The 14,021-nt window shown below is 46.4% G+C and carries 16 protein-coding genes; 8 read left to right on the top strand and 8 right to left on the bottom strand.

Annotated elements, in window-relative coordinates; genetic code table 11:
* Window positions 1-54: 54 nt before the first annotated feature.
* Both G4P54_RS06505 and G4P54_RS06500 read left to right on the top strand, forming a co-directional pair.
* Window positions 55-807, top strand: a complete 753-nt coding sequence (locus tag G4P54_RS06505) for an ABC transporter ATP-binding protein (RefSeq protein ID WP_167872144.1) — start codon at window positions 55-57, stop codon at window positions 805-807.
* Window positions 807-1,559, top strand: coding sequence for an ABC transporter permease (locus tag G4P54_RS06500; protein ID WP_167872143.1), 753 nt, complete (start codon window positions 807-809; stop codon window positions 1,557-1,559). Before G4P54_RS06505 ends, G4P54_RS06500 begins: the two co-directional genes overlap by 1 nt.
* 45 nt (window positions 1,560-1,604) lie before the next feature.
* Here the strand turns inward: G4P54_RS06500 and G4P54_RS06495 are convergent, their stop codons facing one another.
* Window positions 1,605-2,417 carry a uroporphyrinogen-III synthase gene (locus tag G4P54_RS06495; RefSeq protein WP_167872142.1) on the bottom strand — a complete coding sequence of 271 codons (813 nt, stop codon included), beginning with the start codon at window positions 2,415-2,417 and terminating at the stop codon, window positions 1,605-1,607.
* 166 nt (window positions 2,418-2,583) lie between these two features.
* Here G4P54_RS06495 and G4P54_RS06490 point away from each other — a divergent pair, with 166 nt between their 5' ends.
* Complete coding sequence (locus tag G4P54_RS06490) at window positions 2,584-2,772, top strand: DUF8096 family protein (RefSeq protein WP_003232781.1); 189 nt, start codon at window positions 2,584-2,586, stop codon at window positions 2,770-2,772.
* A 41-nt stretch (window positions 2,773-2,813) separates the two neighbouring features.
* Here G4P54_RS06490 and G4P54_RS06485 read toward each other — a convergent pair whose 3' ends face one another.
* On the bottom strand, window positions 2,814-3,992 hold the full coding sequence (locus G4P54_RS06485) for a macrolide family glycosyltransferase (RefSeq protein WP_167872141.1): 1,179 nt from the start codon (window positions 3,990-3,992) through the stop codon (window positions 2,814-2,816).
* A 19-nt stretch (window positions 3,993-4,011) separates the two neighbouring features.
* Complete coding sequence (gene yjiB, locus G4P54_RS06480) at window positions 4,012-5,208, bottom strand: monooxygenase YjiB (RefSeq protein WP_167872140.1); 1,197 nt, start codon at window positions 5,206-5,208, stop codon at window positions 4,012-4,014.
* A gap of 391 nt (window positions 5,209-5,599) precedes the next feature.
* Here yjiB and G4P54_RS06475 point away from each other — a divergent pair, with 391 nt between their 5' ends.
* Entirely contained in the window at window positions 5,600-5,878 is a 279-nt protein-coding gene (locus G4P54_RS06475; protein WP_024716420.1) for a hypothetical protein, read from the top strand.
* 32 nt (window positions 5,879-5,910) lie between these two features.
* Here the strand turns inward: G4P54_RS06475 and G4P54_RS06470 are convergent, their stop codons facing one another.
* The 4 genes from G4P54_RS06470 to fdhF form a co-directional block, all read right to left on the bottom strand.
* Entirely contained in the window at window positions 5,911-6,537 is a 627-nt protein-coding gene (locus G4P54_RS06470) for an NUDIX hydrolase (RefSeq protein ID WP_167872139.1), read from the bottom strand.
* 75 nt (window positions 6,538-6,612) lie between these two features.
* Window positions 6,613-7,254 carry a DUF4352 domain-containing protein gene (locus G4P54_RS06465; RefSeq protein WP_024716421.1) on the bottom strand — a complete coding sequence of 214 codons (642 nt, stop codon included), beginning with the start codon at window positions 7,252-7,254 and terminating at the stop codon, window positions 6,613-6,615.
* Between the two features lie 197 nt (window positions 7,255-7,451).
* Window positions 7,452-8,012: a helical membrane plugin domain-containing protein gene (locus G4P54_RS06460; RefSeq protein ID WP_024716422.1), complete on the bottom strand. Its 561-nt coding sequence runs from the start codon at window positions 8,010-8,012 to the stop codon at window positions 7,452-7,454.
* Window positions 8,005-10,962 (bottom strand): formate dehydrogenase subunit alpha, encoded by a 2,958-nt coding sequence (fdhF, locus tag G4P54_RS06455; protein WP_167872138.1) that lies wholly within the window; start codon window positions 10,960-10,962, stop codon window positions 8,005-8,007. The genes G4P54_RS06460 and fdhF overlap by 8 nt, the downstream gene beginning before the upstream one ends.
* Window positions 10,963-11,110: 148 nt before the next feature.
* On the opposite strand from fdhF, the gene G4P54_RS06450 reads away from it, so the two are divergent.
* Window positions 11,111-11,683, top strand: coding sequence for a YjgB family protein (locus G4P54_RS06450; protein ID WP_167872137.1), 573 nt, complete (start codon window positions 11,111-11,113; stop codon window positions 11,681-11,683).
* A gap of 100 nt (window positions 11,684-11,783) precedes the next feature.
* Window positions 11,784-12,182, top strand: a complete 399-nt coding sequence (locus G4P54_RS06445) for a ribosomal maturation YjgA family protein (RefSeq protein WP_024716425.1) — start codon at window positions 11,784-11,786, stop codon at window positions 12,180-12,182.
* A gap of 9 nt (window positions 12,183-12,191) precedes the next feature.
* Here G4P54_RS06445 and G4P54_RS06440 read toward each other — a convergent pair whose 3' ends face one another.
* Window positions 12,192-13,091 (bottom strand): DUF2268 domain-containing putative Zn-dependent protease, encoded by a 900-nt coding sequence (locus tag G4P54_RS06440; protein ID WP_167872136.1) that lies wholly within the window; start codon window positions 13,089-13,091, stop codon window positions 12,192-12,194.
* A 125-nt stretch (window positions 13,092-13,216) separates the two neighbouring features.
* Here G4P54_RS06440 and G4P54_RS06435 point away from each other — a divergent pair, with 125 nt between their 5' ends.
* Together G4P54_RS06435 and G4P54_RS06430 are read left to right on the top strand one after the other, a co-directional pair.
* Window positions 13,217-13,384, top strand: coding sequence for a YjfB family protein (locus G4P54_RS06435; protein WP_032682202.1), 168 nt, complete (start codon window positions 13,217-13,219; stop codon window positions 13,382-13,384).
* A 128-nt stretch (window positions 13,385-13,512) separates the two neighbouring features.
* The gene (locus tag G4P54_RS06430) at window positions 13,513-13,986 is read left to right on the top strand and encodes a YjfA family protein (RefSeq protein ID WP_167872135.1); all 474 of its coding nucleotides are present in this window, start codon (window positions 13,513-13,515) and stop codon (window positions 13,984-13,986) included.
* Window positions 13,987-14,021: the final 35 nt, after the last annotated feature.

Here is a 14,021-nt window from a genome sequence, read left to right as displayed (position 1 = left end):
ACGTGATAGTTAAATATCTTGTCAGCCTACTTATATTGAAAGGTGATTATTGTTATGGAAGCAAACGATCAAACACAAAACATACCAGCCATCTCCTTCAGATCAGTCCGAAAAAGCTATGAACAAGACGGACAAACTTATGATGTACTGCGGGATGTCAGCGGAGACATTCGCCAGGGCGCAATCGTCGCCGTTTTAGGTCCTTCCGGTTCAGGAAAAAGCACCCTCCTGTCCATGTGCAATTTAATGAGAACGCCTGACAGCGGCGAAGTCAACATATACGGAAAGGAAGTCCGAGAATGGAATGTCAATAAGCTGAGGCGAACCGCTGCCCTTGCGTTTCAATCTGCGCCCGTCCTCGACGGGACAGTGCGTGACAATTTAAGTCTTGTCCAAAGGCTGCATCAATCCCAGTTATACCCTCCTGAAGAGCTCGCTTCTCTTGCAGGGCTGCCGCCAGAGCTGTTGGACAGAAGTGCGAGGGACTTATCGGGCGGACAGCGGCAAAGGCTGTCACTGGCCAGAACGCTCGCAAACCCTTCCTCTATTCTGCTGCTGGACGAAATCACGTCGGCCTTGGACCCAGTTTCTGCTCTGGAGATTGAAGAGCTGATCAAACGTCAGCATCGAGAGAAAAAATGGACAGTCATGTGGGTCACTCATAATATGGAGCAGGCAAAACGAGTAGCCGATACCATTTGGTTTATGGCGGATGGCCGGCTGCTGGAAATCGCTGAAACCGAAGCATTTTTCTCCGCTCCGCAGCATGAAGCCGCCAAGGAGTTTTTGAAAGGAGGAACCCGATAATGGATTACCTTTCTCTCTCTTTAACGATGATCTTTGTTTTGATCGCCTTGTTTTTATCAAAATCCTTTAAAGCCGGCGTAGAAAAAGACATGATCATTGCCACCATCCGGGCCGCGGTGCAGCTGCTTATCATCGGTTATGTACTCTCGCTGATTTTTCGAGGAAACCATCCTGTTTTTATCCTGCTGATGGTGCTGTTAATGCTGGCGGTGGCGGCGCAAAATGTCATCAAACGAAAGAAAAATACAATTGGTTCGTTTTGGAGGGTGTTCGCCGCGTTAGCGATTGTAGAAATTGTAACGCAAGGAATTCTGCTGTCTCTTCACATCATTCCGCTTACGGCCCGCTATGTCATTCCGATCAGCGGGATGGTCATCGGAAATTCGATGGTGCTCTCAAGTTTGTTTTTAAACCGGTTGAGCGCAGAAGTCGGCATTCGCAAAGAAGAAATTCAATTAATATTGTCTCTGGGCGGCACACCGAAGCAATCCATACAGCGTATTCTTACTTCCGCAATGAAAATGAGTATGATCCCGACGCTGGAAAGCCAGAAAACGCTTGGTCTTGTTCAGCTTCCAGGCATGATGACGGGCCAGATTCTAGCCGGAGCGGACCCGATTCAAGCGGTTCGCTTTCAGCTCTTGATCGTGTTTACCACGATGGCGTCTGCCGCGCTGACATGTGTAATCTTAAGCGTGCTGACATACCCGCCATTATTCACCGCGCATCAGCAGCTGAAGGAAAATGGGTGACAGACAAAAGCCGCTTTTCCCTTAGAAAGCGGCTTTTTGGTCTGATTATGCCTTTTCTTCATAATACTTGGACAGCTCAACAATCATCGCGCCCATCCGCTCAATCTCCGGCGCAAGCAGCCTCGTGATGCCTTCTTCCCGCAGTGCTTCAGCAGTCACTTTTCCGACAGCAGCTGCGATGGCGCGCTCTTCGAATACAGCCTTTACTTCATTGATATAGCCGCGCTCCTTGGCAAAATCAAACAGAGAACGAACCTGAATGGCCGTTGTAAAACAAACAGCGTCGATCTCATTATTCATCAGCTCACGGCATAACCGCTCCACCGTTTCCTCCTCTGGCGGGATGTGCTGATAAGGCAGAATCGGCAGGACAGACGCGCCTTTTTCTTCAAAAAATGCCATGAGAGCCGGCGCTTTTTCTCCATGCAGCTGCACCATGACTTTTTTCCCTGAAAAGTCATGGGACTCCAAGGAACGAATTAAACCTCTTGTTGTCCCGTCTTCATCCGAAGCTTCAGGTATGATCCCAAGCTTTTTCAGCGCAGCCAGCGTTTTGTATCCCCGGCATGCCGCTTTCGCCTGGCGAATTGCCTGCAGAAACTCATCTTTCAGACCGATTTTCTCTGCCATATCGACAAGAGTTTCCGTTCCGATGCCTGTCGTGAAAATGACCCAGTCAGCTTTTTCCTCGACAAACGTTCGCAAGTCCGGCTCCACCTGCTTCTCTGCTAAGTAAACCGTTCCTTGGAGAGGCCGGATGACAGGAGTTCCGCCCTGTTTTTCAATGATCGTGCTGATCTCTTCGGTTTTTCGGGAGCCCCCGATCGCCACGCGCTTACCATGTAACCCTTTTCCCATACCCGTTTCCTCTCCTCTTTGCATAGGCTTTTTTATGTAATAAAGCTATTGTGGCGCAAACCAAGGGAGAAATCAAGATAAACTCAAGCCTCTAAAATCCATTTGAATACGCCTGAAGCTTGCTGTAATATAAACAGCAGACACGTTTGCTAACGGAGGATCGATCATGGAGACAAAAAAAGAAGAATATGAAACAAAAGGCTACGATACATCGATCGTTTACGAATTCAATGAATATCCGGACGCCCGCAGCGGACGCTGTGACAATTGTGATTACACACTGTTCAAAAGCTCTGTAAAAGGCGGAAAATTCCTTAGAGAATGCCGAAGATGCGGGATGAAAAAAAACATTTAACAAAAAACCGAAATCGAATGTTCGATTTCGGTTTTTTTGATTTATTGGGGAACAGCAGATTTTTTCATGAACGCTTCAATCGCAGCAGCCGCACGGTCCGCTCCGCCTGCTTCTTTTACATCTTTTTGCATATTCTTGACGCGGCTGAGCACCTCTCGATCGCCGGATACGGCCTGCACCGCTTCCTGGAGTCTGGAAACCGCCACTTCTTCTTTCGGCAAATAAATGCCGAGCCCTAATTCATCGACACGCTTTGCGGTGAGCTCCTGCTCAAACATTTGCGGAATAACAACTAGCGGCACACCGGCATTCATTGCCTCCATCGTGCTGTTCATCCCGCCATGAGAAATAAACAAATCGGCCTTCTCCAATATCTCAAGCTGCGGCACGCTTTGGCGAATGGTAAAATGAGCAGGGATATCACCTAGACTCTCAGGATCAATCGTTTTCCCGACCGACATGATCACTTGCCATGAAGAATCCCTAAATGCCTCGATGCACATCTTGTAAAATTCCGGCCATGCATTAAACGCCGTACCCAAGGAAATCAGCATAAGCGGGCGATCATCCTTTTCAATCGACAAGCTTTCTTGTTCCGTCCGTTTTCCAAGAGATGGTCCGACAAAACAGAAGCGGTTATCAAACGTCTCGTTCTGAATTTGAAAAGACTTTGGCATAAAGACAATATTTAAGGCTTCCGGCACAGCTAATTGTTCAAATGAAACAGCCGGCAATTGCTCTTTCTCCAAGTAGGCTTTAAATTCAGCCTCTGCTTCTTTTATCTTTTTCAGCATGTCTTCACTTCCGAGCTGAAAGGATTCATTTTGAGCGTATGATGAACAGAGCTTGATAACCGGTACATGAAGCTTGTCTGCAAATAATTTACCTGCCAGGGCGACAAAATCATAGATGATCAAATCTGGCTGATCACCCTTATATAAATCCTCAAGCTGCGGCAGAATGCTGAGTGATTCCTTCAAGAAACTGAGCGTCGTCTCATTCTTTTCCATCTTCTCCTTGATTTCCTTAGGATCAATACTCAAGGAAGTATGATAGATCAACGCTTCTCCACCGGCTTTCTGAACAGCAGGCGCAAACTCCTCAGTCGTCGCATATGTGACACGATGCCCTTTCTCACAAAGCTTCTCTACTAAAGCAAGCGTAGGATTGACATGTCCGTACGCAGGGATATTGATCATCGAAATATGGTGCTTTTTCATGAATCTCCAGTCTCCTTATCTAATCCATTTTCACACGAAAGCTCTTTAATCCGTATATCACGCTGTTTTCAATCGGAGTGATACTGACGCATTCCATATGAGGAAAAGCAGAAATCAAAGCCGTTAACGCGATCGTTGCTTCAAGACGGGCAAGCGGCGCCCCAAGGCAAAAATGGATGCCGTGGCCAAACGCAATATGCGGATTGGGATGGCGGCGGATATCAAACATGTGCGGTCTGTCAAACTTTGCTTCATCACGATTTGCCGATGCCACAAACGCTAAAACCATATCACCTTCTTTAATGAGATGCCCTCCGATCTCCGTATCCTGCTTGGCAATGCGCCTTAAAACCGGAGCAGGCGCCCTGAAACGCAGGGCTTCCTCGACAGCCTGAGGCATCAGTTCAGGATGGGTGCGAAGGTCATCGTATATATTCGGCGTTTCTAATATGCTGTACATCGCGTTTGAAATCAGGTTTGTAGTGGTTTCGTTCCCGGCCACCAGCAGCAGCGTGCAGAACGGAATCAGCTCTTCTCCGGTCAGCTTTTCGCCCGTTTCTTCCGCTTTCACTAAAATGGAAATGATGTCCTGTCCCGGTTTGCTCCGCTTTTCTTCTATGATGCTGGCAAAAAACGCCGCCAGTTCTTCCTCGCACTTGTTTCGTTCTTCCAAAAAGGCGTTTTCCGCTTCTTCACTATTATCCTTCGGTGTGCTGACCAGAAGATCAGACCATGCTTTAAACTGATCCATATGCTCTGAAGGCACTCCCAGCAGCTCAGATATCACAATAACCGGAAGCGGGTATGAAAAATCGTGAACAAGGTCAAATTCGCTTCGCCTCCGAAATTTTTCAATCAGTTCATCTGTGATTTCCTGAATTCTCGGTTCCCATTGCTTCATCACACGCGGTGTGAAGGCTTTATTTACTACAGAACGGATTTGCGTATGCCTTGGCGGGTCCATGTTAATGATGGAATTCCCAATAGAGCTGGACTGCTGCGGCGGCACATAACTGGAAAACAGCTCTTTATCCCCAATGACTTTTTTGACATCATCATAAAGAAAAACACTCCACACTTGGCTTTCTTCATCAAAGAAAACAGGCGCATCCTTTCTCATCGATTCGTACCACGGAAACGGATGATAAGCATCCTGTTTGTTTTTCCCATTGAGCAGTGCACGCTGCAAAGCTTGCCGGCGGTTTAACACATTCATGTATTGTCACTCCTCTTGAAAGAATTCAGCAATTGACGTTCTTCTTCACCTCCCGCTTTCAAAAAAGAGAGGGACAAGTAAGTATAGACAGATTGATAACAGCAGGCAGGCGATCACGATGTCCGATGCAGGCATCATATATTCCCTCTCGAATTTCGTTCATCTTACCATAATCTCTCAATTTTTTTCTATTCAGCGCTGCCGTTTTGGCTCAGAACGTGACCTTAGGCATAAACATACATATTCAATATGCATTCAATTGCACACACACCCAAAAAAAACACCCTTACTCTCAATCAATAGCACTAACCTAAAAAAATGACTTTTCCATTATATTAAGCAGGCTGATTCTGTGATTGAATAGAAAGTAAAAGGTGAAGGAGAGAACAACATGACAGCACAGACTGATTTCAAAAAAATAGTTGTCGGCACCCTGCTTTCCCTCGCATTTGTATTATTTGTGTTCTCTTTTTCTGAGAGACATGGAAAACCGCTTGTTGAAGGAAAAAATCAGGAAAACTGGCATACTATCGTCGACAAGGCTTCTGTCGAGATTTACGGCAGCCGATTTGTTGAAGAAAATAAATTAAAGCAACAGCTCGGCCATAAACAAGCCGATTCTATTTTGACCCTTCTGAAGCTCTCCAGTAAAAAACATATTGCGCTATAACAAAGAAAGAGCCTTTCAGGCTCTTTCTTTGTTTAGTCAAATATCGTTTTCTTGCCCGGATGGCGGAGAAAGTCAAACAGCATGCTGAGCTGTGAAGGTGTGTTACGTTTCGGTGAGAGCGGCGGGAGCCTGTCTTCGGGAAAAAAAGCGGCATGATTCGTCTCAATCCCGGTTTCCCCCTGCCCACCGGTTATGCTGCATTCAATGAAGATCTTATAGTAATGATAGGGCTGCGGCGGATGAGGGTGCTTATGGCTGTCCAGCACAGCCAGCAATCGAGACGGTTTTGTATCATACCCCGACTCTTCTTTAATTTCCTTGACCACATTGTCTGCCGGTGATAAACCAATCTCGCAAAACCCGCCCGGCAGCGACCACAGCTCATCATGCTTCTCCCGGACAAGCAGAATCTGATTCTCCTGAAATACGGCGCCGCGAACATCGGCTTTCGGTGTTGGATAGCCGCTCTCCCCATCCCATAAATCAGTGATAAGCTCAATTTCTGTCTGCGAGTAATCCGCCATCATTTCTTGGCTTAGCCTCATCAGCTCTTCGAACCTTTCCCTGTCATATACATCCTTGGAAAAAGCAAGCCCCGCCTGCGCGATCGCCTGAATCCGCTGGGCCCGTTCCAGCCATTTGGTTTGCATTCTTATCACTCATCCTTTCACGTTAATTTTCACTATAAAAAATGCACGTTTCACTAATGAAAACGTGCAGCTGCAAATCAAGTTCTAATCTAACTTCACCAAATAATCCATATCGTCCTTTACTCTCTCTTCAGTATTACTGCTATTTGTATCAGCTAAAAACGGATTATATACCAGTGTGTAATGTTTCTGTTCTCCTTTAGGGATGACGTAACTGAGTACACCTGTAACCTTTTTCCCTGATGTCAGTGTTCCTGTCATCAGGATCCTGCTCTTCTCTTCTATTGAAAAAACCGGCCGGACTGATTTATTGTTCTTGTCTTTTAAGTCTAACCCGAGAAAATTGTATTGCATTGAATCTTTCCCTATGTTTTCTATCGTAACTTCTATAATGAGCCGTTCCTCATTATCTTTTATTGTTTTTGGCTTCGAGTCTACAGCTCCTCCCAATTCGGAATATTCACCTTTTTGCACTCTATCAACTTTATTCACTGTAAAATTCGTATGTCCTGCTTTAAACGTTTCTCCAATTTTATGTATTTGATCATCTTTTTTAATCTTCGGCTCACCGCCTTTTTTCAGTTCCTTATCAAGTTCCTTTTCAAGCTCTTCCTGTGATTTTTTTTCTTTCGGCTTTTCCTTTTCAGACGCATCGCTTGATTGGCTGCACGCAGAAAGTGCAAACCCGATCGTCAAGACAAATAATAGCAATAAGACTTTTTTCATGATCGTTCCCCCATCTAAAGTAATCGTTTTCTATTATAATCAGATTTTTCCTTTTCTCAACAGGTAAGAAAGCATCATTTATTTCTATTTCATCCGTTACAAACTTACTTATTTCTAGAATATGAATACTTTTTACTAGTTCATTAGACCTTTTCATCAAAAAACCCGAGCTGGCAGCAGCCGGCTCGGGCGGGTGGTCAATCTCGCTTATTCATTCCTCTTTTTTCTCGGGGTTCCTGATGGTGTTTTTGGTGCTCCGGAGGCTGTGTTGTCCGTTCCAGCTCATTGGTGTCTTGTCCCATTCCTTTTAAAAACGAAAAGAGCAATGTAATGGATTTGTTGATTTCCGGGTCTTTGAGCGAACGGATAATATCAAAATAACCTGTCTTTTCTTCGCTGTTTTTCTGCTCTACAGCGTTTGCCACACCTGCATTCACTTTCAAAATGAGAGGCTCGAGCTGTTTCACATCCAGCATGCCGAGCGTCCCAAACAGAAGCAGCAGATTTTTCATCGTGTTGGCTGTTTCCTCTGTATCTGCCTTTTTCACCAGGATATCAAGAACTTTGTCCCCTTGGCCAAAAAGGCCGCGGAGCAATGGCAGGACACCGCGCTCGTTCATATGGCCCAGCATATGCAAGGTTTCAAGAATCGCTTCTTTGTGATCAACTAGCGCATCTTCAATCTCCCGCAGGTCACGCTTTCGCTGATCCTCTTCCGTTACTTCGATTTTCTGAATCCGTTTAATCGCTTTAGCCATTATGCCCAATCCCCCTTTTTACTGCGTCGCCAGGAAAAATATAATCCTTCCGCGCCCATTTCTTTTGTACCTGCACACCGATTTGCGGCTGCGGATTGCCGTTGCGGTGATTGATCTTAGGCAGCGGATTGGTTCCTTCGCGCTTCAAAATTTCCAATTTGGCTGACGTTTCTTTGTATGCAGGCGTATCGGTATCTTTATCGGCATGGCTGCCTGTCAACAGGTTGATCGCGGCTTCTCCCGAATCGTTCATCGGCAGGTATACTTCCTTCCCTTTGACACGATCTGTGATCAGGCACTTCACTTTCACATTTCCGAAAGGCGATGTGAGCCTGACAAGAGTGCCGTCCTGAATCCCTCTTTCTGCCGCGAGCTCAGGAGAAATTTCTAAAAACACTTCCGGCGTTTTCTTCGATATCCCTTTTGATTTATAGGTCAAGTTCCCTTCGTGGAAATGCTCCAAGAGCCGCCCATTGTTGACGTGGATATCATATTCCTCACCGAATTCCTCAGGCTCTGTCCATTCAACCGGATAGAGAATGGCTTTGCCGTCCGCAAATGGAAAGCGCTCGGTAAACAGTAAAGGTGAATCCTTTCCATCAGCGCTTACAGGCCATTGCAGGGAGTTATAGCCTTCAAGACGGTCATAGGTGACGCCGGCATAAATCGGCGACAGCTTAGCCGCTTCCTCCATAATGTCTCCAGGGTGCTCATAGTGCCAGCCGGCGCCAAGCTTATTGGCTACCTCCATAATAATCTGCCAGTCCGGCTTTGATTCACCCATCGGTTCAAACACCTGGTACAGCCGCTGAATCCGGCGCTCAGTGTTTGTAAAGGTTCCTTCTTTTTCAAGGCTCGGGCTCGCAGGAAGAACAACATCGGCAAACTCGGCTGTACGTGAAAGGAAAATATCCTGCACCACAAAGAAATCAAGCTTTTCATAGGCGGCGTGCACATGATTGATATTTGAATCGACCAGACCCATTTCTTCACCTTTGACATACATCGCTTTCAGCTGGCCGGAATGGATTTTTTCGATCATTTCGTGGTTGGTCATGCCCGGCTCCTTCGGCAGCGGCACACCCCACGCCCGCTCGTATTTATGGCGGACTTGTTCGTCGGTTACATTTTCATAGCCCGGCAGTTTGTCAGGCATGCTTCCGAAGTCACTTGCTCCCTGCACGTTGTTATGGCCGCGCAATGGATAGGAGCCTGCTCCCGGTTTCCCGTAGTTTCCTGTCACAAGCAGCAGATTTGAGATTGCCGTGCTCGTGTCGCTTCCGCCAATATGCTGTGTCACGCCCATCGCCCACAATGCGCACACACTGTCAGCTTGGCTAATCATCTCCGCCATTTGGATCAAGGTTTGTTGATCAATTCCGGTTTTCTCCTCAGCATATTCAAGGGTATATGGCGCCAGGCTTTTTACATATTCATCCCGGCCATTCACTCTTTCACGCAGAAAGCGCTCATCGGCTTTGCCGTTTTCAATTAAATATTTGGAGATGGCGTTCAGCCAGACGATATCCGATCCGGCACGCGGCTGGACAAATAAATCGGAGCGCTCTGCCATTTCGTGTTTTCTGATATCGGCTACGATCACTTTCTGCCCTCTCAGCTTATGAGCGCGTTTAATGCGAGTAGACAAGACTGGATGCGATTCTGATGTGTTTGAACCGATAATCAAAACAAGATCCGCTTGCCCGATATCTGTAATTGATCCTGAGTCACCGCCGTAACCGACTGTCCGAAACAGGCCGGCAGTCGCAGGAGACTGGCAATAGCGCGAGCAGTTATCCACATTATTTGTGCCGATGATCCCTCTGGCCAGCTTTTGCATGAGGTAGGATTCTTCGTTTGTACATTTAGAAGAGGTAATAAAGGCAAGCGAATCCGGGCCAAACTCTTCTTTTAAATCTGTGAACTTGCTGGCAATCAGCGATAACGCTTCCTCCCACTCCGCTTCACGGAAACGGTCGCCTTCACGGATCAGCGGCTTTGTCAGGCGCTCCTCGCTGTTTACGAAATCCCAGCCGAACTTTCCTTTCACACAGGTAGAAATGCCGTTGGCCGGCGCTTCCTCCTGCGGCTCGACTTTCAGAATGTCTCTGCCCTTTGTCCAGACATCAAAGCTGCAGCCGACGCCGCAATACGTGCAGACGGTTTTCGTTTTCTTGATTCGTTCATCACGCATGGCGGATTCCATATCAGAAATGGCGAGAATCGAGCCGTAGCCTGTCTCTACGCCTTTCGTGACTTCGATCATCGGGCGCAGCGTTTCGTTGTTGATGCCTGTTAAATATCCGGCTTCCCCTTCCATTCCTTTTTCCATCATCGCGTTACACGGACAGACGGTTGAACAGTGCCCGCAAGACACACACGACGATTCATTGATCGGCACATCATTGTCCCAAATGACGCGCGGGCGTTTCCGATCCCAGTCAATGGTCAGTGTTTCTGTGACCTGAACGTCCTGGCACGCTTCGACGCAGCGGCCGCACAAAATACATTGATCTGGATCATACCGGTAAAACGGATGGGATTCATCCTTATGGTAAGGCTTATGATCAAACGGGATGCTTTGGTGATTGATTTTCATTTCCTTCACCGTATTATGTATTTCGCATCCCCCGTTGTTGTAATCGCAAACTGTGCAATAAAGCTCATGATTATATAAAATCTTATCCATCCCGATGACCTGAGCTTTTTTGACATCAGATGAAAGTGTATCAATGACGTCCCCATCCTTTAACTCAGCGGAGCACGATCTCTTCAGCTCGCCATTGATGCTGACAATGCACGTATCGCATGTTTCAATCGGCCCTAAGCTTGGATGATAGCATACTTGCGGCACTTCAATTGAACTGTTATTTAAAAGCTGCAGCACCGTCTGCTCTTCGGACGCTTCCATTTCGACGCCGTTTATTGTGATTTTTTTCTGTCCAGCCATCTCCATTCCCCTTTCTTGCTTGTGTATATACCGAATTACCCATTTCTGTTCCCTTACAAGAGATCAATAAAACATACAAAGCACACCCGCATGTTTTATTGCATAAACACGGGGAAACGAGATGATAGACAAAAAAGGAGGGATCAGCATGAAAAAAGCTATATCCGTTTTAACTGCTGCTGCACTGACAGGCTCTCTTTCCGGCTTGGGAGCGACGTCCTTTTCAACACCGGCAAAAGCCGTAACGCAAACAAACACGCTCACTGAAAACAAAAGCCAATCAGCCGCTGAGCTTGTCAAAAACCTTTACAACACCGCCTACACAGGAGAAATGCCTCAGCAAGTGCAAGGCCTAACTGTTAACAAAAGCACAAAAAGCGATGTCCACGCTGTACTAGGGGAACCAGAACGGCCGTCCGAAGGAGACAATCGATTTGATTTATATCCCTGGAATATGGGCCAGCCTGGTTACGGGTTTTCCTATCATAAAGACATGACGATTTCAGAAATCCGATACTTTGGGACCGGGGTCGAACGGCAGCAGAATTTAGGCGGCGTTACCCCGGAAGTGCTGTGGAATGAAATCGGTCCCGCGAACCGAGTGTTAACCGTCCCGTTTACCGATGAAATCGACTATGTTTATGACACAGGCGGATATGAACTTCATTTTGTAATCGGCAAGGACCAAACCGCCGACCATGTAAACCTTAAAGCAAAATAAACCCTTTCGCGGCTGTGCAGCCGCTTTTTTATTGGACAAACAACTGGTATATTCCTTACAATACATGGGAGATGAATTGGAGACGGGGTATGAATTGTCAATGAAGCGAAATCGATGGATATATGCAGCTTTCACCATACTGATTATTGGGCTGGGGCTGGGATCCAGAGCGTTCTCCTATGTTCTTCCGGATACTCTCAACACGTATCTGGGAGATTCGCTGTGGGCTGCCATGATCTTTACGGGATGCGGGTTTCTATTTCAGAAGATGAAAACAATGAAAACGGGCCTTATCAGCCTTTCTTTCTGTTTTTTCATTGAAATCAGCCAGCTGTATCACGCCGAATGGATCGATCGGATCAGAGACACTTCTCTTGGCGGACTTGTACTGGGGTACGGATTTTTATGGAGCGATATCGAAGCGTATACAATTGGAATAGCGGCGTGTACCGTTATAGAGCTGCTCATTTTGGAAATCAAAAAGCGTCTCAATATGTGACGCTTTTTTTCATTTAGAAAACAGCCCGCACTGAGAAAGAACGGTCTCCGTATCCAAGAGTGTGGCCTCGTTTATCGTGACTTGATGTTTATCCATAAATGACTGAACGGCATGATATCCTACTGCATAACCGGCAAAAGCCGATAATCCTGCAGGCTCAAAACCTTGTTCTTTAGCAATTGGATCACCAAACATGTAACGGCTTACTTCCGAGAAGCCTTTTACATCCAGCACCTCATGGATGACTTCAATGGAATACTGCAAGTCTTCTTGATCAAAACGTGTGACCCAAGGACCCAACTGCTCCTCGCCGAACAGCTCTTTGGCAAATGACTCAGCCAACCCTTCAATCACAAGATAATCCCCGACACTCACTGAGCCATGATGAAAGTCAGCATACGAAAACCGCAAATTATGATGAAACTCATGAGCAATAATAGATGGAATCCTTGGCAGGTTATAACTGTTCGGATCAATCCATACATGAATAAATCCCGGTATCCCGCCAAACCCGCAGTAGCCTTTCTGCAGCTGAAGCCTTTTGGGATCAGCGATGTAAAGGCCGAATCTGATCTCGTCAGCATTTATCCGCAGCTGTCCGCGCTCAGCAAAACGCATGCATTGACGAAGCGCAGATGCAGCTGTCTCTGCAGCATGTGATTTTTGTAGTTTTTGCAGTGCTTTCAGCCCGGTTTCAGCATCACGGACATCCAAATAGCCAAGCATTTTCACAGCCATCATCACATCATAGCCGTTTGATTCCTTCGCTTTCAGCGGAACTTGGATGGCGTTCCACATGTTTTCAAACGGTTTCATCATCGTATACCGAAATTCATCCTCTCTTTTCTGTTCTTCCATCGAAAACAGCTTTTCATATTGCTCAAAGGTCTTTTCCATTACAAGATTCATCCTGATTCCCTCCTTGCCACAAACATACGGTATGCCGCAGCGTAAGGGTCAACAGAGAAATTAAGCCGATTTTCACTGTAAATTCAGCCAGAGCCGCCGATAGGTAAGGCATAGGAGGTGGAACGATGGATATTCCTGCTTTATCAGTTGCGATGCATCAAGCATCCCTTGCCCAAAATGTTGATATCGCTTTAACGAAAAAAATGCTGGACACCGCCCAGCAAAATGCCGATCAAACCTTGAAGATGATTCAGCATCCGACACTCGGACAAACCATTGATATAAAAGCTTAATCTCACGCCAAAGGCGGCCAAGAGCTCCATACTCCCGGCCGCCTTTATTGTTCACAAAAAAGCATGCATGTTTCGATTGTTCCTTCGTATGATGTATTGTTTGCCATATGAAGGAGGTCATAAAGGACATGAAAAAACTTTTAACAAAGGCTTCATTGGTGTTATTCGCAGTACTATTTATTTTTGCCGCCAACGGAGCGCCCGCCAATGCGGAAACCCATGCCTATGATGGAAAAAGCCCTTATTACAATGATTGTGCGTCCAGCGGCTCTACAAAAAAGTCCTCAAACTTAGTAAATGCCAACAATCAAGTCATCGGAGTGGTCGAGCTTAAATTCAGCAGTACATGTAAAACGGCTTGGGCAAAAATCACGATGAACCATACATTGACGACAGGCTTTGAAGCGAATGCCGAAATCACCCGAAACACGGACGGAAGGAGATATAACTGTGATTCTGCAGGGGGCAACGGGAAAGCGGTGACCGGCCAAAAGTCTTGTTATACACCAATGGTATATGATTTAGATCCAAGGACTTCCTATGCTTTCGGCAAGTATTCAGGACCCAATCTGAATGTTTGGGCCACCACAGGCTCTTATTAAATAGAAAAAAGGCTGTCCAAACGGGCAATATCCGC

The sequence above is a fragment of the Bacillus tequilensis genome (assembly GCF_012225885.1).
GTDB classification, from domain to species: domain Bacteria; phylum Bacillota; class Bacilli; order Bacillales; family Bacillaceae; genus Bacillus; species Bacillus tequilensis.
The sequence above is the reverse complement of the archived record's forward strand: the minus strand, read 5'-3'. Positions and strand labels throughout refer to the sequence as shown.

Bases quoted from the DNA above. Each gene is read 5' to 3' on its own strand.
- G4P54_RS06440 (WP_167872136.1), bottom strand. From the start codon at position 13,091: ATGAATCTTGTAATGGAAAAGACCTTTGAGCAATATGAAAAGCTGTTT.
- G4P54_RS06465 (WP_024716421.1), bottom strand. From the start codon at position 7,254: ATGAAAAAAGTCTTATTGCTATTATTTGTCTTGACGATCGGGTTTGCA.
- G4P54_RS06435 (WP_032682202.1), top strand. From the start codon at position 13,217: ATGGATATTCCTGCTTTATCAGTTGCGATGCATCAAGCATCCCTTGCC.
- yjiB (WP_167872140.1), bottom strand. From the start codon at position 5,208: ATGAATGTGTTAAACCGCCGGCAAGCTTTGCAGCGTGCACTGCTCAAT.
- G4P54_RS06445 (WP_024716425.1), top strand. From the start codon at position 11,784: ATGAAGCGAAATCGATGGATATATGCAGCTTTCACCATACTGATTATT.
- G4P54_RS06500 (WP_167872143.1), top strand. From the start codon at position 807: ATGGATTACCTTTCTCTCTCTTTAACGATGATCTTTGTTTTGATCGCC.
- G4P54_RS06495 (WP_167872142.1), bottom strand. From the start codon at position 2,417: ATGGGAAAAGGGTTACATGGTAAGCGCGTGGCGATCGGGGGCTCCCGA.
- G4P54_RS06450 (WP_167872137.1), top strand. From the start codon at position 11,111: ATGAAAAAAGCTATATCCGTTTTAACTGCTGCTGCACTGACAGGCTCT.
- G4P54_RS06430 (WP_167872135.1), top strand. From the start codon at position 13,513: ATGAAAAAACTTTTAACAAAGGCTTCATTGGTGTTATTCGCAGTACTA.
- G4P54_RS06475 (WP_024716420.1), top strand. From the start codon at position 5,600: ATGACAGCACAGACTGATTTCAAAAAAATAGTTGTCGGCACCCTGCTT.
- G4P54_RS06505 (WP_167872144.1), top strand. From the start codon at position 55: ATGGAAGCAAACGATCAAACACAAAACATACCAGCCATCTCCTTCAGA.
- G4P54_RS06460 (WP_024716422.1), bottom strand. From the start codon at position 8,012: ATGGCTAAAGCGATTAAACGGATTCAGAAAATCGAAGTAACGGAAGAG.
- G4P54_RS06485 (WP_167872141.1), bottom strand. From the start codon at position 3,992: ATGAAAAAGCACCATATTTCGATGATCAATATCCCTGCGTACGGACAT.
- G4P54_RS06490 (WP_003232781.1), top strand. From the start codon at position 2,584: ATGGAGACAAAAAAAGAAGAATATGAAACAAAAGGCTACGATACATCG.
- fdhF (WP_167872138.1), bottom strand. From the start codon at position 10,962: ATGGCTGGACAGAAAAAAATCACAATAAACGGCGTCGAAATGGAAGCG.